The organism is Collinsella aerofaciens (genome assembly GCF_028206795.1).
Taxonomy (GTDB): Bacteria; Actinomycetota; Coriobacteriia; order Coriobacteriales; family Coriobacteriaceae; genus Collinsella; species Collinsella aerofaciens_AX.
Map to the genome: position 1 here is coordinate 88,733 of NZ_JAQLFJ010000009.1, position 18,143 is coordinate 106,875.

General features: G+C 60.2%; 18 protein-coding genes. 1 reads left to right on the forward strand and 17 read right to left on the reverse strand.

Features of this window, described 5'->3' with window-relative positions; translation table 11 throughout:
* Positions 1–26: 26 nt before the first annotated feature.
* Entirely contained in the window at positions 27–791 is a 765-nt protein-coding gene (locus PMX70_RS07390) for an aminoglycoside phosphotransferase family protein (protein ID WP_006236119.1), read from the forward strand.
* 176 nt (positions 792–967) lie between these two features.
* Here PMX70_RS07390 and PMX70_RS07395 read toward each other — a convergent pair whose 3' ends face one another.
* The 17 genes from PMX70_RS07395 to rplS form a co-directional block, all read right to left on the reverse strand.
* The gene (locus tag PMX70_RS07395; protein WP_271743236.1) at positions 968–2,689 is read right to left on the reverse strand and encodes a proline--tRNA ligase; all 1,722 of its coding nucleotides are present in this window, start codon (positions 2,687–2,689) and stop codon (positions 968–970) included.
* On the reverse strand, positions 2,690–3,772 hold the full coding sequence (gene ispG, locus PMX70_RS07400; protein WP_271743237.1) for a flavodoxin-dependent (E)-4-hydroxy-3-methylbut-2-enyl-diphosphate synthase: 1,083 nt from the start codon (positions 3,770–3,772) through the stop codon (positions 2,690–2,692).
* Positions 3,773–3,785: 13 nt separating this feature from the next.
* Positions 3,786–5,147, reverse strand: a complete 1,362-nt coding sequence (locus tag PMX70_RS07405; RefSeq protein WP_117786051.1) for a M50 family metallopeptidase — start codon at positions 5,145–5,147, stop codon at positions 3,786–3,788.
* Between the two features lie 25 nt (positions 5,148–5,172).
* Entirely contained in the window at positions 5,173–6,360 is a 1,188-nt protein-coding gene (dxr, locus tag PMX70_RS07410; RefSeq protein ID WP_271743238.1) for a 1-deoxy-D-xylulose-5-phosphate reductoisomerase, read from the reverse strand.
* The gene (locus PMX70_RS07415) at positions 6,360–7,259 is read right to left on the reverse strand and encodes a phosphatidate cytidylyltransferase (RefSeq protein ID WP_271743239.1); all 900 of its coding nucleotides are present in this window, start codon (positions 7,257–7,259) and stop codon (positions 6,360–6,362) included. The genes dxr and PMX70_RS07415 overlap by 1 nt, the downstream gene beginning before the upstream one ends.
* A gap of 2 nt (positions 7,260–7,261) precedes the next feature.
* The gene (locus PMX70_RS07420) at positions 7,262–8,056 is read right to left on the reverse strand and encodes an isoprenyl transferase (RefSeq protein WP_117735162.1); all 795 of its coding nucleotides are present in this window, start codon (positions 8,054–8,056) and stop codon (positions 7,262–7,264) included.
* A 1-nt stretch (position 8,057) separates the two neighbouring features.
* Positions 8,058–8,594, reverse strand: coding sequence for a ribosome recycling factor (frr, locus tag PMX70_RS07425; RefSeq protein ID WP_006236112.1), 537 nt, complete (start codon positions 8,592–8,594; stop codon positions 8,058–8,060).
* Positions 8,595–8,596: 2 nt separating this feature from the next.
* Positions 8,597–9,319 (reverse strand): UMP kinase, encoded by a 723-nt coding sequence (gene pyrH / locus PMX70_RS07430; RefSeq protein WP_040359955.1) that lies wholly within the window; start codon positions 9,317–9,319, stop codon positions 8,597–8,599.
* A 117-nt stretch (positions 9,320–9,436) separates the two neighbouring features.
* Positions 9,437–10,306, reverse strand: coding sequence for a translation elongation factor Ts (tsf, locus tag PMX70_RS07435; RefSeq protein ID WP_022094736.1), 870 nt, complete (start codon positions 10,304–10,306; stop codon positions 9,437–9,439).
* Positions 10,307–10,351: 45 nt separating this feature from the next.
* Complete coding sequence (gene rpsB, locus PMX70_RS07440) at positions 10,352–11,080, reverse strand: 30S ribosomal protein S2 (protein ID WP_006236109.1); 729 nt, start codon at positions 11,078–11,080, stop codon at positions 10,352–10,354.
* Between the two features lie 219 nt (positions 11,081–11,299).
* A complete protein-coding gene (locus tag PMX70_RS07445; protein ID WP_271743243.1) occupies positions 11,300–12,226 on the reverse strand; it encodes a tyrosine recombinase in 927 nt (308 codons plus the stop codon).
* Complete coding sequence (gene trmFO / locus PMX70_RS07450; RefSeq protein WP_271743240.1) at positions 12,217–13,554, reverse strand: methylenetetrahydrofolate--tRNA-(uracil(54)-C(5))-methyltransferase (FADH(2)-oxidizing) TrmFO; 1,338 nt, start codon at positions 13,552–13,554, stop codon at positions 12,217–12,219. Before trmFO ends, PMX70_RS07445 begins: the two co-directional genes overlap by 10 nt.
* A 14-nt stretch (positions 13,555–13,568) precedes the next feature.
* Positions 13,569–14,501, reverse strand: coding sequence for a DNA-processing protein DprA (locus tag PMX70_RS07455; protein WP_117637281.1), 933 nt, complete (start codon positions 14,499–14,501; stop codon positions 13,569–13,571).
* Positions 14,501–16,024: a YifB family Mg chelatase-like AAA ATPase gene (locus tag PMX70_RS07460; protein WP_271743241.1), complete on the reverse strand. Its 1,524-nt coding sequence runs from the start codon at positions 16,022–16,024 to the stop codon at positions 14,501–14,503. The genes PMX70_RS07455 and PMX70_RS07460 overlap by 1 nt, the downstream gene beginning before the upstream one ends.
* On the reverse strand, positions 16,024–16,509 hold the full coding sequence (locus PMX70_RS07465; protein WP_271743242.1) for a YraN family protein: 486 nt from the start codon (positions 16,507–16,509) through the stop codon (positions 16,024–16,026). Before PMX70_RS07465 ends, PMX70_RS07460 begins: the two co-directional genes overlap by 1 nt.
* Before the next feature lie 189 nt (positions 16,510–16,698).
* Positions 16,699–17,487: a ribonuclease HII gene (locus tag PMX70_RS07470; RefSeq protein WP_089573411.1), complete on the reverse strand. Its 789-nt coding sequence runs from the start codon at positions 17,485–17,487 to the stop codon at positions 16,699–16,701.
* Positions 17,488–17,580: 93 nt separating this feature from the next.
* On the reverse strand, positions 17,581–17,922 hold the full coding sequence (gene rplS, locus PMX70_RS07475) for a 50S ribosomal protein L19 (protein ID WP_006236098.1): 342 nt from the start codon (positions 17,920–17,922) through the stop codon (positions 17,581–17,583).
* Positions 17,923–18,143: the final 221 nt, after the last annotated feature.

Below are 18,143 nucleotides of genomic sequence, written 5' to 3' on the forward strand. Positions count from 1 at the left end.
TATCGCATCGTTGAAAGGATGCAACCATGCTGCTACCCGATTCCAAGACCGAGCTCGTCCGCCGTGGCAACAAGGTCGTTTACGACCTGGGCGACAAGATTGTCAAGGTCTTTAACGAGACCAAGCCTGTCTCCGACGTGTTCAACGAGGCTTTGAATCTTGCCCGCATCAATGAGTGCGGCATCCGCAGCCCCAAGGCTCTCGAGGTTTCCCAGCTCGAGAACGCCAACGGCTGGGCGCTCGTGACCGAGAAGGTTCCGGGCACCACCCTTGCCGAGAAGATGACTGCCGAGCCCCAGCGCTTTGGTGAGTATCTCGAGATGTTCGTCGACCTCCAAATCGAGATCCACGGCTACACCTCCCCGCTGCTCAACCGTCAGCGCGACAAGTTCGCCCGCATGATCGACAGCCTTGATCAGCTCAATGCCACCACGCGCTACAACCTTCAGGAGCGTCTGGACGGCATGACCAAGGAGTTCAAGGTCTGCCACGGCGACTTCAACCCCTCCAACGTCATCGTCGGCGACGACGGCCAGCTCTATGTGTGCGACTGGGCACACGCCACTCAGGGCTCCCCTGCTGCCGACGTTGCCACCACCTACCTGCTCTTCGCCCTCAACAGCAAGGATCAGGCCGAGGCCTACCTGGAGCTCTACTGCGACCGCGCCGACATGCCCATGCAGGTCGTGCGTCAGTGGACGAGCATCGTCGCCGCTTCCGAGCTCGCTCGTAAGCGCAACGTGAACGATGAGTTCCTGAAGAACTGGATCGACGTCGTCGATTATCAGTAATATCTGAGCGATTTATTTCGCATCGGAGGCACAAGAAAACCCCGCAGCTCATATGGGCTGTGGGGTTTTCCTTTACCCATCGAGTTTATTCACGCAACAAAATAGACTGCTCCGCATCTCTTCCTAAGAGAGATACGGAGCAGTCCCGCAATTACATCTAATAGCAGAAACGTCGATTAACGGCGGGCCGCCTTAACAAGCTCGGCAACCTTGGCGACGACCTCGTCAATCGCCACGTCCTCGCGCTCGCCCGTGGCACGGTCCTTGAGCTCAACGGTGCCATTCTTAAGGCCACGCTTGCCAAGCACCACCTGATACGGGAATCCCATAAGGTCGTTATCGGCAAACTTAAAGCCGGGACGCTCGTCACGGTCGTCGACGACGACCTCGATACCCTCGGCGCACAAGCCCTCGACGATTTGGTCGCAGACGGTTGCGCACTCCTCCTTCTTGGGATCGAGCGGAATCACAGCGACCTCGTACGGGGCAACGGAAACCGGCCAGACGATACCGTGCTCGTCGTTGTGCTGCTCCACGACGGCAGCAAGCGAGCGGGACACGCCCACGCCGTAGCAACCCATGATAAGCGGCTTCTCCTTGCCGTCCTCGTCCATAAAGGTGGCGCCCATGGCCTCGGAATACTTGGTACCCAGCTGGAAGACCTGCGAGACCTCGATGCCGCGAGCAGCAGAGAGCGGCTTGCCGCAGTGCGGGCAGGGATCGCCGGCAACGACGGTGACCAGATCTGCCCACTCATCGACGGTAAAGTCGCGCTCGGGGCAGGCACCGGTAAAGTGATAATCGACCTCGTTGGCACCGCAGGCCCACTGCTTGGACTCGCGCAGGCTCTCGTCGCACACCAGACGGATGCCCTCGGGCAAGTTAACCGGTCCGATAAAGCCCTTGTGCAGACCGTAGGTCTGAAGCTCCTCGTCCGTCATCATGCGATAACCCTTGCCAAAGACATGCTCGGCCTTGCAGTCGTTGAGCTCATGATCGCCCGGGACGATGGCCACGACGGGCTTGCCCTCGGCATCGATGAGCGCCAGGGACTTGCGCGTGCCGTTCTCGGGGAACCCAAAGAACTTAGCAACGGCCTCAATGGTGCCCATGCCCGGAGTCTCGACCTTGGTAAGCGTACCGTCACCGGGACCCTCAGTCACGACGACCTTGGTGTTTGCAGCCTCATCATCGGCGGCAAAACCGCAGTCATCGCAATAGACGAGAGAAGCCTCGCCGGCGTCGGCCAAAGCCATGTACTCGACGGAGGTATCGCCACCGATCTCGCCGGAGTCGGCAACGACGGGCAAGGCCTTGATGTAGCAGCGCTCGCAAATGTTAGCGTAGGCCTGCTTCATCTTGTCATACTCCTCCTGCAAGCTCTCCTGCGTGGCGGAGAAGCTGTAGGCATCCTTCATGATGAACTCGCGACCGCGCATCAGGCCAAAACGGGGACGGAACTCGTCGCGGAACTTATCCTGGATGTGATAGAGGTTCACTGGCAGCTGCTTATAGGAGCGCAGCTCGTTGCGCACCAGGGCCGTGACGGTCTCCTCGTGCGTGGGGCCCAGCACGAACTCGCGACCATGACGGTCGTCAAAGCGCACAAGCTCCTTGCCATAGGCATCGATACGGCCGGACTCACGCCACAACTCGGCGTCGACCATAATGGGCATCATAAGCTCCTGGGCGCCGGCAGCGTCCATCTCGTCGCGCACGATGTTCTCAATCTTGCGGATCGAGCGCCAAGCAAGCGGCAGGTAGGAATACAGACCGGCGGCCTCCTTGCGGATCATGCCGGCACGGAGCAGCAGGCGGTGGCTGGCGAGCTCAGCGTCCGCCGGATCCTCTTTAAGCGTCGGCGCATAGAGCTTAGACATATACATTGCTCGGGTCATTTATTTCTCCTCAATAAGCTTGTCGACCTCTGCCATAAGCGCGTCGACAATTTGGTCCTCAGCTACTTTACCAATGATCTGGCCATGCGAAAAGAGCAAGGCCTGACCACGTCCGCAAGCAACGCCCAGGTCGGCATCAGAAGCCTCACCGGGGCCATTAACGGCACATCCCATGACGGCAATCGAAAGCGGCGCGGAATAGTTCTTAAGCCGCTCGGTGACCTCCTCGGCGATGGGAATGAGGTTAACCTGGCAGCGGGCGCACGTGGGGCACGAGACAATCTCGGGACCACGGCGACGCAGGCCCAGCGACTGTAGAATTCCCCAGGCGACCGGCGGCTCCTCAACCGGATCGGCCGTGAGCGACACACGCATGGTGTCGCCGATGCCTTCGGAAAGCAAGATACCCAAGCCTACAGAGCTCTTGATGGTGCCCTGAAGCTTGGTCCCCGCCTCCGTCACGCCCAGGTGAAGCGGAACGTGGGGAATCTCACGTGACAGGGCTCGATAGGTATCGAGCGTCGTTTGCACGCTATGGGCCTTGGCCGAAAGCACAATGCTCGTAAAGCCGCGATCCTCAAAGTGCTTGACGAAGCGCTCGCTCGACATCACGAGCTTTTCGGGCTGCGTGAGGTCGTCGCGCTCGGCAATATCTTGCTCAAGCGAGCCCGCGTTCACGCCAATGCGAATCGCACAGCCCGCGGCACCCGCAGCATCGATCACCGCGTCAACCTTGGCCCAATCGCCGATATTGCCGGGATTGATGCGCAGCTTGGCGGCACCGGCCTCAACGGCACCAATGGCGAGCTTATGGTTAAAGTGGATATCGGCGACAATCGGCACCGGAGACTCGGCACAGATGGTGCGGAAGCCCTCAAGCGCGGCCTCGGAGGGCACGCTCACGCGCACGATATCGCAGCCAGCCTGCGCCAACGCGCACACTTGCGCAAGCGTTGCCTGGGCATCAGCGGTATCGGTGCAGGTCATAGATTGGACCACCACCGGCGCGCCGCCACCGATCTGCACGCCGCCCACATGCACGGGGCGCGTCAGCTCGCGAGGCAAAGGATGGGATAAAGACAATCCAAACACTCCCCTACAAAATAAATCGAAGGATGTCGGAACGAAGCATATAGACAAACAGCAGCGCAAAGAGCGCGATGCCCACATAGCTCACAATCGTCTGGACCTTGAGCGGAAGCTCGCGGCCCGCAATCTTCTGAATGATCTCGATGACTAGCTTGCCGCCATCGAGTGGCGGGATGGGCAGCAGGTTCATAAAGCCAAGCGAGAATGAAATGAGGGCGGCAAACGAAAGGAACGTGGCAGGGCCGGCAGCAGCAGCCTGTGAGGACATAACGCTAATACCCACGATCGAAGAGGACTGATCGAGAATCTCCATCGTATGCTGCGGCTGGAGCAGGCGCATCACGCCCTCCGCTGTCTGCACGACATAGGAGAACGACAGGCGAGCCGACGTGATGGGGTCTAAACGGACCACCTGCGTAGAGGCATACACACCTAGGCGATCGTCCTCTTTGAGCGCAACCGTGGTCGAATGCTGCTTGCCGTCACGCTCGTACTCAATGGCGATATCGTCCTTACCGGCAGCCTTGCCGATGGCATCGTAAACGTCCATCCAGGTAGAGCACGATACTCCGTCGACCGAAAGAATCGCGTCGCCGCCCTCGATTCCCGCCGAGGCGGCAATCGAGCCTTCGTCAACCTGGCCAATCACATTGGTATCCACCGGCACGGTGACACCTGCGATGGAATAGATGCTCATAAGGAGCAAAAAACCCGTCAGGATATTGACGATAATGCCCGCAAGCAGCATAAAGGCACGCTTGACAAAGCCCTGGCCCAAATAGGTGTGCGAGCGCTCGCGCGCAAGGAATTCGGCCTCGTCGCACGGCAGTTCCCATACATCGCCCTCGGCAGTCGCATGCCCGCGATCGAACCGACGGCCGTCAAAGGTGGTATAACCCGCCGCGTCACGCGGCAGAGTCTGGTACTTGGTGGGATAGTAGCTGGGCGAAGGCTTTTCCCCTTCTTCATACCAGGGAGCGATAGAGCCCCAGCCCAACAGCAAAGCACAGGCCTCGAGCACATCCTCCTCGGACAGCTCGAGCTCGACGGCAAGATCGGCCACCGTCACCCGGCCGTGGCGATAGATGGCCGCGAGCACGCGATCGGCACACGAGACGTCGGTCGGATCCATACCGCAGATGGCAGCGTAGCCACCCAGCAGCAGCGGGGTCACGCCAAACTTGGTTCCAATGCGACGCGACGTGTAATGGATGTCAAAGCGGCACGGCAGACCCAAAAAGAACTCGGTCACACGGACGCCGCAGGCACGCGCCGCCAAAAAGTGGCCGCCCTCGTGCAAAAACACGAGGACGGAAAGCATCAGCAGGCCCCAAAAGACCGATGAGAGAACGCTCAGAACAGTATCCATAAAACGAAAAAGCAATCCTTATGGGTTAGGAACGGGTTGCGGCGAGCACCTGCGCAGCCTTTTCACGCGCCCACGCATCGGTGTCGCGAAGCTGCTCAAACGAATCGACCACCTGCATATCGTGGGCGTCCATGCAGGATTCCACAATGCGATCGATATCGGTAAAGCTGCAGCCATCGTGCAGGAAGGCATCGACGGCGACCTCGTTGGCGGAATTGAGCACGCACGGCATGGTGCCACCCGTCTTGCCGGCACGCTCGGCCAGTGCCAGACAGCGGAAGGTATCCATGTCGGCAGCATCAAACGTGAGCTGCCCCAGCTCGCGGAAATCGATACGAGGCGCCGGAGTATCCCAACGCTCGGGATACGAGAACGCGAACTGGATGGGAATACGCATGTCGGATGCACCGAGATGCGCCATCACGGAGCCGTCGGCGAACTCGACCATAGAGTGAATCTTGGACTGACGCTGCACGACCACGTTAATGAAATCGAGGTCGCAGTTAAACAGATGCATGGCCTCAATGCGCTCCAGGCCCTTGTTCATGAGGGTGGCGGAGTCAATGGTAATCTTGGCACCCATGGCCCACGTGGGATGCGCGAGGGCATCGGCACGCGTCACGCGATCGAGCTCGTCGCGCGTGCGGCCAAAGAACGGACCGCCCGAGCAGGTGAGCCAAATGCAGTGGGCCTCGCGCGGGTTCTCCCCCAGATAGCACTGGTAGATGGCGGAATGCTCAGAGTCGACCGGAATAAGCTGGCCCGGTTGTGCCAACGGCATAAGCAAGTCGCCACCGACGACGAGGGACTCCTTGTTGGCAAGGGCAAGGCGCTTATTCGAGGTCAAGGCCGCATGGCTCGCCTCGAGACCGGCGGCGCCCACAATAGCGACAAGCACGCAGTCGACATCGTCGCGACGCGCGAGCTCGCAAACCGCCTGCGCGCCAACGCCGAGCTTCGTTCCCTCGGGCAACTCCTGCAGCACAGCGTCATCGCCATGATCGACATCGGCCACGGCAACCGCCGGAACCGAGAACTCGCGGGCAGCGGCAACGAGCTCGGAGGTACTGGAGTTAACGGACAGCGCCGTCACCTGCAGGCGATCGGCATGCTGGCGGCACACATCGAGCGCCTGGGTGCCGATAGAGCCTGTACAGCCCAGGATGGCAACGCGAAGGCGTCCATCGGGGCCATACGTCGTCTGGAAGGACATTACAGCACGCCTCCGATCATCAGCAACAGCTGCGCGGTGATGCAGCCGAAGATAAGCGAGTCGCTACGATCGAGCATGCCGCCGTGGCCCGGGATAAGGTTGCCGGAATCCTTGACGCCCACACCGCGCTTGATGCGCGACTCGATAAGGTCGCCGATAACGCCCAGAATGGACACGACCACGCCGCACAGCAGCGCATAGGGCAGGCTGAGCTTGTAGAAGTGCGTCGCCCACAGGATGAGCCAAATCAAAACCGAGCCCAAGATGCCGCCGGCAAACCCCTCCCAGCTCTTTTTGGGAGAGATCTTGGGAACCATCTTGTGCTTGCCGATACGGCTGCCCACGATGTAGGCAAACGAATCGGAGACCCAAAGGGACGCGCAAACGCCCACTGAAAGCAGGGCGCCGGCAAAACCGGGCACGGCATCGCGCAGCAGCACGATAGCCGACAGCATAAAGCCAGTGTAGATGGGACCCATGAGCGTCACGGCCACATCAGAGATGCGGGTACGCGGCGACCAGACATACCAAATGCCCACAGTGAGCATCAAGGCAAAAAGCAGGGCATTCAGCAACATCGAATCGCCCAACGCCGACAGCGGAAAGAGTACGGCGGCAGCGATACCCATGCGCTCGTTAGCCATCTTGCCATCGAGCCTTGTCATACGGAAAAACTCATAGCAGCACAGACCGCTCATGACAGAAACAAAGATGGCCGTGGGCACGATACCCAAAACCAGGCACAGGATAAAGACAACGGCGTAGACGATACCGGCGGCGGCACGGGTAATAAAGCCCGCCAGCCACGAACCGGTGCCGCTCTTCGCTGCAGGCGCTCCCGCAGTGGCAGCTTTGCGCACAGGCGTCTTGGGAGCAGATGCCTTGGGACGATCGGACACGATTAAGCCTCCTCGGTCTTGCTCAGTCCACCAAACCTACGGTCACGGCCCTGATAGGCCAAAATGGCGTCGACAAGGCCCCAACGATCAAAGTCGGGCCAATAGGTATCGGTGACGTAGAATTCGGAATAAGCCACCTGCCACAACAGATAGTTCGAAAGGCGCAGCTCACCAGAGGTGCGAATCACAAGCTCAGGATCGGGAAGGCCGGCGGTATAGAGGTGGGAAGCCACCATGTCGTCATCAATTGCGGCAGGATCGATCTTACCGGCGGCAGCGTCGAGTGCAATCTGACGGACAGCGCGGGTGATCTCGGCACGGGCGCCGTAGTTGACGGCAAGCGCCAGCGTCATGCCGGTGTGGTCGGCACACTCGGCTAGACCGCGCTCAAAGACATCGCGGGTCTTCTTGGGCAGTGCGGAAATGTCGCCCAAAAAAACAACGCGCACGTTTTCGCGCTTCAGAAGAGGCAGCTCGTCGATAAACGTCTTGGCAAACAGATGCATCAAGACGTTGACCTCATGCTGCGGACGGTTCCAGTTTTCGGTAGAAAACGCATAGGCAGAAAGCACGTCGACGCCCAGACGCACGCAGGCGGTAATGATCTCGCGCAGCGAGACGATACCTGCCTTATGACCCTCGGTGCGTGCAAGACCGCGCGACGTGGCCCAACGACCGTTGCCGTCCATGATGCACGAGATATGGTGCGGAATGTTATTGAGGTCAAGGTCGGAAAAACCGACGCCCGCAGGGGCGTCGGCAAAGTACTCGACCAGTTTATGCTCGTCGTATTGCACCTTAGATCTCCATGACCTCGGCTTCTTTTTCCTTCAGAAGCTCCTCGACCTTGGCGACATACTCATCGGTATGCTTCTGGACCTTGGCCTGCTCGCGACGGACATCGTCCTCGGTGAGCTCCTCATCGCGCTCGAGCTTGTTGTTGAAGTCGCGACGGATGTTACGGATAGACACCTTGGCCTGCTCGGCGTACTCGCGGCACTCCTTGACGAGCTCGCGACGGCGCTCCTCAGTGGGAGCCGGGAACGGAAGACGAACGACGGTGCCATCGGAGTTGGGGGTAATGCCCAGATCGGAAGCGCCGATGGCCTTGACGATAGCGTTGATGAGGGCCTTGTCCCACGGCTCGATGAGCAGCATGTGAGCCTCGGGGGTCTTGACGGCGGCAACCTGCGTGACCGGCGTGGGGACACCGTAATAATCGACGGTGATGTCGGACAGAATGTTGGCGTTGGCGCGACCGGTACGGACCTTGGAGAAGTTATGCTTGAGGGACTCGAGCGACTTGTCCATATGGGCGGTGATGTTCTCTGCCATGCTTAATCCTCCTGATAGACGAGCGTGCCGACGGGTTCACCCGCGAGCGCGCGTTTGACGGTGTCCTCGCCATCGATGTTGAGGACCAAAATAGGCATACGGTTATCCTGGCACAGGGCCGTAGCTGTGGAATCCATAACCTGCAGGCCGCGAACGAGAACCTCGTGATAAGTAATCTTGTCAAAACGGACGGCATCGGCGCACTTGACGGGATCCTTGTCGTAGATGCCGTCAACCTTGGTGGCTTTAATCAGAATCTCGGCGCCGATCTCGCACGCACGAAGAGCCGCGGCGGTGTCGGTCGTAAAGTACGGATTACCCGAACCGGCGGCAAAAATAACAACGTTGCCCTTGGAAAGGTGGTTGATAGCGCGACGGCGAATATAGGGCTCGCAGATCTCGTTCATCTGGATAGCGCTCATCACGCGGCAGGGAACATCGTTATGCTCGAAGGCATCCTGCAGGGCGAGCGCGTTCATAACGGTTGCCAGCATGCCCATGTAGTCGGCCTGAGCACGCTCCATGCCACCGGCAGCGCCGGCCATGCCACGGAAAATATTGCCGCCGCCGACAACGACGCCGACCTCATGGCCAACGGCGAGCAGCTCCTTGACCTGCTTGGCAAGATGATCGGTAACCTTGGGGTCGATGCCATATTGGCCGTCGCCCATCAGCGCTTCGCCGGAAAGCTTAAGAAGCACTCGTTTATATCGGATGTCGGACAAAGCGATCCTCCTTTAATTAGACTCTCAATATGATATCAAAGGCTCTGATAAGAGCCATGAAAAAGCAGGCTGTGAGTAAAACCCACAGCCTGCTCATTACCAGCTACAAGAGCTTATTTACTCGCCACGGACCAGACGGTCAAAGGCAACGACGGTAATGGTGTCGCCGAGCTCCTTGGAGACCTGCTCAGCGTACTTCTTGATGGTGAGGGAGCTGTCCTTGATGAACTCCTGCTCGGTGAGCACGGACTGCTTGTAGAACTTCTCCAGACGGCCAACAGCCATCTTCTCCTGGATAGCCTCGGGCTTGCCGGACTCGGCAGCCTGGGCCATGTAGATCTGCTTCTCGTGCTCGACGGTCTCGGCCGGAACCTGATCGCGGGTAGCGCAGATCGGGGCGACGGCGGCAACCTGAAGGGCAACGTCGTGAGCGAAGGTCTTGAAGGACTCAGCCTGAGCGGTCTCGGCCTTCTCGAAGGCGAACTCGACGAGGACGCCGATCTTACCACCCATGTGGATGTAAGAAGCGAGCGCGCCGTTCTCGGCCTTGCGGGCAGCGAAGCGGGAGATCTTCATGTTCTCGCCCATGATGTGAATCATCTCGGTGAGCTCGGAGGAAACGGTCTCCTCGCCCATCGGCTTCTCGAGCAGAGCGTCGACGTCAGCAGGCTCGGTGGTAGCGACAACCTCAGCGACCTTAGAAGCAAAGCCGGTGAACTTGGCGTTGGAGCCAACGAAGTCGGTCTCGCAGGAGAGCTCGAGCAGAGCGCCGGTCTTGCCATCCTCGGAGACGAACGCGGCGACAGCGCCCTCGTTGGTCTCACGGCCAGCCTTCTTGGCAGCCTTGGCAAGACCGTTCTTACGCAGAACGTCAACAGCGGCGTCCATGTCGCCGTCAGCCTCGACGAGAGCCTTCTTGCACTCCATCATCGGGGAGTCGGTCATCTCGCGGAGCTGCTTGACCATAGCGGCGGTAATCTGGGCCATTGTGGTTCCTTTCAAAGAGATGAAAAAGAATTAACTAAGACTGATCTACTCGGCCTTGGGCTCAGCGGCCATCTCGGCCTCGGAGACCTGCTCCTTACCGGAGCCAGCGAGGCAGGCGTCAGCCATGAGCTCGCACATAAGGGTGACAGCGGAGATAGCGTCATCGTTGCAGGGGATGCCGTACTCGACCTCGTCGGGATCGGAGTTGGTGTCGATCAGAGCGACGACGGGGATGTTCAGGCGCTGAGCCTCCTTGATGGCGTTCTCCTCGCGCTTAGTGTCGATGACGAAGAGAGCCTGGGGCAGACCCTTCATGTCGCGGGCACCACCGAGGTTGGTCTGGAGCTTGGTGAGCTCCTTGCCGAGAACAGCCTGCTCCTTCTTGGGGAGCACTGCCATGCGGCCGTCCTCGACCATGGCCTCGAGCTCCTCCATGCGGTTGATGCGGGAGCGGATGGTGACGAAGTTGGTCAGCATACCGCCGAGCCAACGCTGGTTGATGTAAGGCATGTTGGCGCGCTCAGCAGCGTTCTTGACGGCCTCCTGAGCCTGCTTCTTGGTGCCGACGAACAGCACATTGCCGCCCTTGGCGACGTTCTTGACGAAGGTGTAGGCCTGATCGGCGTCGAGGATGGTCTGCTTGAGGTCGAGGATGTAGATGCCGTTGCGCTCACCGAAGATGAACGGCTTCATCTTGGGGTTCCAGCGACGGGTCTGGTGACCGAAGTGGCAGCCGGCCTCGAGCAGGGTGCGGATATTAATCTTGGTAGCCATGTTAAACCTCCTGTGGTTTGCCTCCGCGCGGGGTCATCCTCCAAAACCAACCCGGACATGTGCTACCAAAGCCCGGGCACCACGGTATGAAGTAGCCGCGCGTGCGTGATAAAAACATGTTGCCGTGAAGCAACCCGATGAATGATAGCAGGAATGCTTCTTCCTGCCAACCCGCAATCAAAACCACACACCTGAGTGCGGCGCGGGACGTCCCAGCCACTATTCGCCTCGGGGATGGGCTTGAGCCACGGCACGTTTGAGCCGATCGGGCGTGAGATGCGTGTAGATCTGCGTCGTGGACAGGCTCGCATGACCCAGCAGCTCTTGAACCGAGCGCAGGTCCGCGCCGCCCTCGAGCAAGTCGGTCGCAAAGGTATGGCGCATCGCATGCGGGGCGATGTCGGCCGGAATGCCGGCGAGCGTCGCCAGCATATGAAACCGCCGCCTGAGCATGGCGGCACTCATGCGATTACCGCGCGCCGATATAAGCAGCGGATGCGGCCCGGTAGCGGGGTCACGACGCTTTGCCTGAGCGAGCAACTCCGGCCTCCCCTCCTCAATATAGAGACGCGTCGCCTCGAGCGCACGACGATACAGAGGGACGATACGTTCTTTGCTCCCCTTGCCCCACAGGCGCAGCGTGCGTTCGGACCACGCAATGGACTCCACATTGAGTGCTGCGAGCTCAGAGATACGGGCGCCCGAGGCATAGAGCAGCTCGAGCATCGCCGCATCGCGCAGTCCCGCGGGTGTTGAGGTATCAGGCGTCTTGAGCAGCGCCTCCACCTGTTGGGTCGTCAGCACACCGGGTAGATCGCGCGGAAGCTTGGGCGAGGAAATTGCCGAGACCACATCGCCCTCCACGACCCCCTCGGCAGCCATCCATCGATAGAGCGATCGGATAGCCGACAGATGCGCCGCAAGCGTTCGGGGAGCCACCTGCTCACGCGAAAGCTCGGCAAGATAGCGACGAATGGTGCGCACGTCGGCAGCGAAAGCATCGATATCCTCGCGCTCGCACCAGGCAGCAAAGCGCTCCAGCCTCGAGCCATAGGCCGTCACCGTATTGGGAGAAAGTCCCTCGACACGTGCGATATAGGCGATAAACGAGTCGACGGTGTCGTACAGGTCAAAGGCTATGACCAGTCGCCTCCAAACAGATCGGGGCGAGTGGCCAGATAGGCATCAAGGGCCTCGAGCGCACGGTCCGCATAGGCCTGGTAGCGGTCGCGCTTGCTGCGGCGCTTACCATCCTCGAGTGGCGGCACCAGGCCAAAGTTGACATGCATAGGCTGATAGCCCACCGTGGCCGGATCGGCAGCATAGCCCACGAGCGCGCCCAAAGCACCCACGCGCGGCAGCTCGACGGGAGCGGCCCCGACAGCCTCGGCATAGGTGTTGAGTGCCGCGAGCAGACCTGTCGCCACGGCTTCCATGTACCCCTCGGTGCCGGTGATCTGACCGGCCAGGCGCACGCCGGTACCAGGCACGGCAAAGGTGCCATCGAGCACGTGCGGCGCATCGACAAAGGTATTGCGGTGCATGACACCGTAGCGGAAGAACTCAGCGTTCTCCAGGCCCGGCACCATATGGAAGACGCGCTTCTGTTCGCCAAAGGTCAGGTTGGTCTGGAAGCCCACCAGGTTATAGGCGGTCTTCTCCTTGTTCTCGGCACGCAGCTGAATCGCCGCCCAGGGACGACGACCGGTTCGCGGGTCGGTGAGGCCGACGGGCTTCATGGCGCCAAAGCGAATGGCGTCCTTGCCGGTGCGCGCAACTTCCTCGGCAGGCTGGCAGGCCTGGAACAGATCGCCGCCCTCAAAGTCCTTGAGCACCACGCGGTCGGCCGTGGTAAGCGCCTCGATAAAGGCCTCGTACTCTTCCTTGTTGAGCGGAGCGTTAAGATAGTCGCCGCTCCCCTGCTCCTCGTAGCGCGACTGCGAGAACAGCACGTCCATATCGAGCGTGGAGGCATCGACGATCGGCGCCGCGGCATCGAAGAACGCAAGGGCGTCGCCACCGACGAGCTTCACGACCTCTTCGCTCAACGCCGGCGAGCACAAGGGGCCGGCGGCAATGACCACGTGACCTTCGGGAATCTGCGTGACCTCGCCGTGAACGATCTCGATATTGGGACGGGCGGCAACCTCGTCCTCGACAAGCTCGGAAAACTTGACGCGGTCGACCGCCAAGGCGCCACCGGCGGGAACAGCCGCGCGATGGGCGCAATCGAGCAGGACCGAACCCATGCGCTCAAGCTCGGCCTTCAGCAAACCAGCCGCGGAATCCGGACGGGTCGACTTAAACGAATTGGAACAGACGAGCTCTGCCAGGTGATCGGTATGGTGGGCCGGGGAGCTCACCTGGGGGCGCATCTCGCACAGCTTTACGGCGAACCCGCGATCTGCCAGCTGAATCGCGCACTCCGAACCCGCCAGACCGCCACCGATAACCGTCACCTGATCAAACAGCATCTGCAAACACCTTTCTAATTGACATGTTTTCCATTGTGACCGAAGGGTGTCTGAGCGTGAAGGGCAAACTTGGAGGGCGCATACCTTCCATCCATCATGCGCTCGATAAGACCCTCGAGCTCAAGCGAACCCAGGAGTTTGAGTACGCCGACGGCATCGAGCGAGACGAGCGCCGCGATGTCGTCGACCTTGAGCGGAGAGGCGATGAGCGCATGCATCACGGTCTGCTGTGTTTGATCCAGGTCGGCAATGCCGGGAGCATCGGGGCGCGAGTAGCGCAGGGTGCCGTAGATGCGTGAAATAGCCATCTCGATAGATTCCTCGTCGATGATGCAGCAGGCACCGTTCGCAATGAGGTAATTCGTGCCACGCGACTCGGGCGATAGGATCGACCCCGGCACGGCAAGAAGTTCTCGCCCCAAATCCATAGCAGCCTCGGCTGTAGAAAACGTCCCGGAAGGCATACCCGCCTCGGATACAAAGAGGGCTTGCGACAAGGCCGCGATTACGCGATTGCGGCGCGGAAAGGCAAACTTGCGCGGACCCATGCCCCACGGAGAGATCGACACGACCGCGCCACCCGTATCGAGCGTGCGCGTAATAAGCCCCGCGCTCGAACGCGGGTAGACCACGTCGGCGCCCGTCCCCAGCACCACGACGTGTTTACCGCCAGCGTTGACCGCAGCCCAACCCGAGGCCTGGTCACAACCGACCGCGCCGCCCGAGACTACCGTCACGCCCGCCTCGACCGCCACCTTTGACGCAAGCTCTGCCACGGCAAGACCATACGGCGAGGCCTTGCGCGCGCCGATGATGGAGAGCGCGGGCGTCGAAAGCACCTCGGGGTTGCCGCGCACATAGAGCGTCTGGGGTACATCAGAAAGCTCCAAAACGGTCTCGGGATACAACGTATCACCTGGATGCAGCTCAAAGGTCCCCTCGGCCATCATTGGTCCCTCCTTCCCTGGTACATCGCCGCCTCGAGCACGTGGTCCTGCGTCACATGCTCGCTCTCGGCGACGTCGGCGATTGTACGAGCGATACGCACCAGGCGCACGATACCGCGACCCGTGAGATGTGTGCGCTTCGACAGGCCGAGTACACACTTCTCCGCCGCATCATCGAGCTCAAAGGTCGAAACGACGCCGTCAATGGACCGCGTCTCGTCATCCTCGACCTCGGCACCCGCATCGTCCATACGGGATTCGCGCCAAGCGCGAAAAGCGCGACCGCGCACAACGTAGTCACGTAACTCGGCAGACGACATACCCTCCGCACCCTCGATAATCACTTGGGGGTCGGGACGGGTCACATCGATCATCATGTCGATACGGTCGGCCAAAGGACCGCGCAGCTTTGACCGATAGCGCTCGACCATCGCCGCCGAGCAGCGGCATGGCACCTCACGGTCGCCCAAAAAGCCGCAGGGACAGGGATTGCTCGCAGCCAGCAGCTGAAAGCGCGACGGGAAGGTAAAGGCCCCGTCGACGCGCACGATCCTCACATAGCCGCGCTCGATGGGCTGACGCAGCGTCTGCAGCACACTCGTGGGAAACTCGGCAAGCTCGTCCAAAAAGAGCACGCCGCCATGAGCCAGGCTGATCTCACCCGGATGCACCGGGCGCCCTCCGCCAATGAGGCCAGCCGTTGATATGCTGTGATGGGGACTTCGAAATGGCCGATGACCTGCCAATAAGCCATCGATGTTCTCGCCCAAGACCGAATGGATGCACAGCGCCTCCTGCTGGTCCTCAACGGAAAGCTCGGGCAGGATGCCGGTCATACGACGGGCGAGCATCGTCTTGCCCGATCCCGGGGACCCGACCATAAGCAAACCGAGCTCACCCGCTGCCGCCAGCGCCATGCCGCGTTTGGCGACTTCCTGCCCCAGTACGTCGGCATAGTCGAGTTCGGGCTCAAAGGTCGCCTCGAGCACTTCAGAATCCAAGTAGTGCCGCGCGGCATCGCCCATGCCATGGGCAAGCTGAGACAAATGATCGATGAATCCACAATCCACGCCCGCGAGTGGCACATGCTGGTCTGACCTGCCGGCGATAAAAGACAGCCCCATATCACGCGCCAATAGCTGAAACGCCACCTCGCCCTTGACAGGAAGCACCGTACCGTCCAAGCCAAGCTCACCTGCGATAAGACAACGATCGAGGTTGTCGCGGGGAATCTGACCATCGGCCGCCAATACCGCGATGGCGATGGGCAGATCAAAGCCGCTACCGGTCTTGCGAATATCGCCAGGCGCCAGATTGACCGTAATGCCCGAGCGCGGGATTTCAAACCCGGCGGAGCGCATCGCGCAGCGAATACGACCGCGTGACTCCATCACCTCCATACTCGGAATGCCGAGCATCTGAATGCCCGGAACGCCGCCGGCAAGCGAGACCTCGACCGTGACGTGAATCGCCTCGACGCCACGGATGCAGGCCGCGTGAACGGCAAACGTCTCGAACGCCATCACGACACCTGCCAATCGAACGCGTTGTACTGATGCTCGATCTCGGCGATATGCCCGCCGCGAATGGTGACACCCACGGCATCGAAGCGAATCGCCTTGAGCGGATAATGTTCCATGAGATAGCAACTTGCGATGCGGCGATAGCGGCGTTGCTTTCGGGCGTCCACAGCCTCCTCGGGAAAGACCCGCATGCTGCAATCCAGCGCAACGCGTCTGGTCTTGACCTCGGCCATCACCACGACATCGTCGAGCTCATCGAGCAGCACCAGATCGGCCTCGCCCTCGGAGCAACGATAACCCTGCTCCAGCAAGGTGTAGCCGCGCTCGTTAAAGTAGTCGATGGTGATCAGCTCGCCCAGCATGCCCAGCTCGCGGGGACTGAGCCCCTTGATAAACTCAGGCGTCATCGCCCCGCAGTCGAGCTCGCCATTTTCCCAACGCTCCTTGAGCTGCTGCGTCTTGCTCTTTTTGCTTGCGGCACTCATGGGGTCTCCTTTCCCGCACGCTGCATTGCCCCGATGATGAGGGCACCTTTCATGCGGGTAAGTACCGGAAGCAAACCAAAAGCTGACCAAATGCCGTCAAAAAACGGGCCGTACGCAGCAATGGTGTTGCATACGGCCCGTTACCAGCAAGTTTATAAAACCCCAGAGGTCCCTGTCTCCACAATTGACCTAGAAAAGGCGCTCAGTCTGCAGAAAGTTTCCGCAAAAGCTCACGCGGTGCAGTGGACAAAGTCCATGTTTGCGAATGGCCTCGATATGCTCGGGGCTTGCATAGCCCTTCGACTCGGCCAGATGGTACTCGGGATACTCGGCGTCGTACTCGACCATCATCTCGTCACGCGTGACCTTGGCCATGATGGACGCCGCGGCGATGCAGGCGATTTTGGCATCGCCCTTCACCACATCGCGCTCGTTAGGAACGGCGCCCAAGGGGTTACCATCCATGAGGACGCAGTCGGGCTCAAGTCCCGTATCGGCCACGGCGCCCGCAACGGCAGTACGGATAGCACGGGCCATGCCCATTTCATCGATATCCTTCGGCGCGATATGGCAAAAACCGATTGCCGTCGCCACCTCGGCAATCTTCACTGAGAGCAACTCGCGGCGCGCGGGCGTGAGCTTTTTGGAATCGTTGATACCCCAGACGCGCGGCTCCATAGGAAGACAGACGGCGCATACCGTCAAAGGACCGGCCACCGATCCGCGGCCCACCTCGTCGACACCAACGACCACCCCATCGCCGCCAAGCTCATGCATAAGCTCGTACATGTCATTAACGCGCTCGCGCTCGGCAAGCTCTTTGTCATGGCGTTTGAGGGCGCGTTCACAAGCCTTGATCACCTGCTGGCGCGGGTCCTCGCGATAATGCTCCACGAGGGCGGGAATCTCCTCAAACGTAGCGCTCGCCAACTCACCAGCAACCTGCGATGCCGAAACCGAGCTCGTCATGTTGGCCATACCAGACCCTCCTTGCATGCAAATCAGATAAAAAGAAGGGCCACCCGAAGGTGACCCTTGTGTCCAAACGAGCGGACAGACGCTGCGATCTTCTTAGCGCTTCTCGGGGATGCGAGCAGCCTTGCCCACCTTGTCGCGGAGGTAGTACAGCTTGGCGCGACGGACGCGACCATGACGAACGACCTCGAGCTTGGCGATCTTGGGGCTGTGAAGCGGGAAGGTACGCTCAACACCGACACCGAAGGACATCTTGCGGACGGTGAAGGTCTCGCGGGCACCGGCGCCGGCCATGCGGATGACGTCGCCCTGGAAAACCTGGATGCGCTCGCGGTCGCCTTCCTTAATGCGGTAGTGAACCTTGACGTTGTCGGCGACGCGAACCTGAGGAATGTCCTCGCGGATCTGCTGACGCTCGATTGCGCGGATGTAATCCATGTGCAATTCCTTACTCTTCTAGAGGTGCCGTACCACCTTGGCCGGCACGTAGTTGAACAAACGTATTCGAGTATACACGCGCGGGTTTCTGCTGCAAGAACAATTTTTTACGCAAACAAAAAGACTAAACCCGCACATGATAACCCTTGATTATCATTTTCATTGCAACAGCCTCAGGACTCAGCGCAACGCGTTGCGCTGAGTCCTGAGGCGCGAATCCG

What these genes read in the sequence shown, in the direction of transcription:
- PMX70_RS07390 (WP_006236119.1), top strand. Translation starts at nt 27, where the DNA reads ATGCTGCTACCCGATTCCAAGACCGAGCTCGTCCGCCGTGGCAACAAG.
- PMX70_RS07395 (WP_271743236.1), bottom strand. Translation starts at nt 2,689, where the DNA reads ATGACCCGAGCAATGTATATGTCTAAGCTCTATGCGCCGACGCTTAAA.
- PMX70_RS07405 (WP_117786051.1), bottom strand. Translation starts at nt 5,147, where the DNA reads ATGGATACTGTTCTGAGCGTTCTCTCATCGGTCTTTTGGGGCCTGCTG.
- dxr (WP_271743238.1), bottom strand. Translation starts at nt 6,360, where the DNA reads ATGTCCTTCCAGACGACGTATGGCCCCGATGGACGCCTTCGCGTTGCC.
- frr (WP_006236112.1), bottom strand. Translation starts at nt 8,594, where the DNA reads ATGGCAGAGAACATCACCGCCCATATGGACAAGTCGCTCGAGTCCCTC.
- tsf (WP_022094736.1), bottom strand. Translation starts at nt 10,306, where the DNA reads ATGGCCCAGATTACCGCCGCTATGGTCAAGCAGCTCCGCGAGATGACC.
- rpsB (WP_006236109.1), bottom strand. Translation starts at nt 11,080, where the DNA reads ATGGCTACCAAGATTAATATCCGCACCCTGCTCGAGGCCGGCTGCCAC.
- trmFO (WP_271743240.1), bottom strand. Translation starts at nt 13,554, where the DNA reads ATGCTGTTTGATCAGGTGACGGTTATCGGTGGCGGTCTGGCGGGTTCG.
- PMX70_RS07455 (WP_117637281.1), bottom strand. Translation starts at nt 14,501, where the DNA reads ATGGCCGAGGGGACCTTTGAGCTGCATCCAGGTGATACGTTGTATCCC.
- PMX70_RS07460 (WP_271743241.1), bottom strand. Translation starts at nt 16,024, where the DNA reads ATGGCGTTCGAGACGTTTGCCGTTCACGCGGCCTGCATCCGTGGCGTC.
- PMX70_RS07465 (WP_271743242.1), bottom strand. Translation starts at nt 16,509, where the DNA reads ATGAGTGCCGCAAGCAAAAAGAGCAAGACGCAGCAGCTCAAGGAGCGT.
- PMX70_RS07470 (WP_089573411.1), bottom strand. Translation starts at nt 17,487, where the DNA reads ATGGCCAACATGACGAGCTCGGTTTCGGCATCGCAGGTTGCTGGTGAG.
- rplS (WP_006236098.1), bottom strand. Translation starts at nt 17,922, where the DNA reads ATGGATTACATCCGCGCAATCGAGCGTCAGCAGATCCGCGAGGACATT.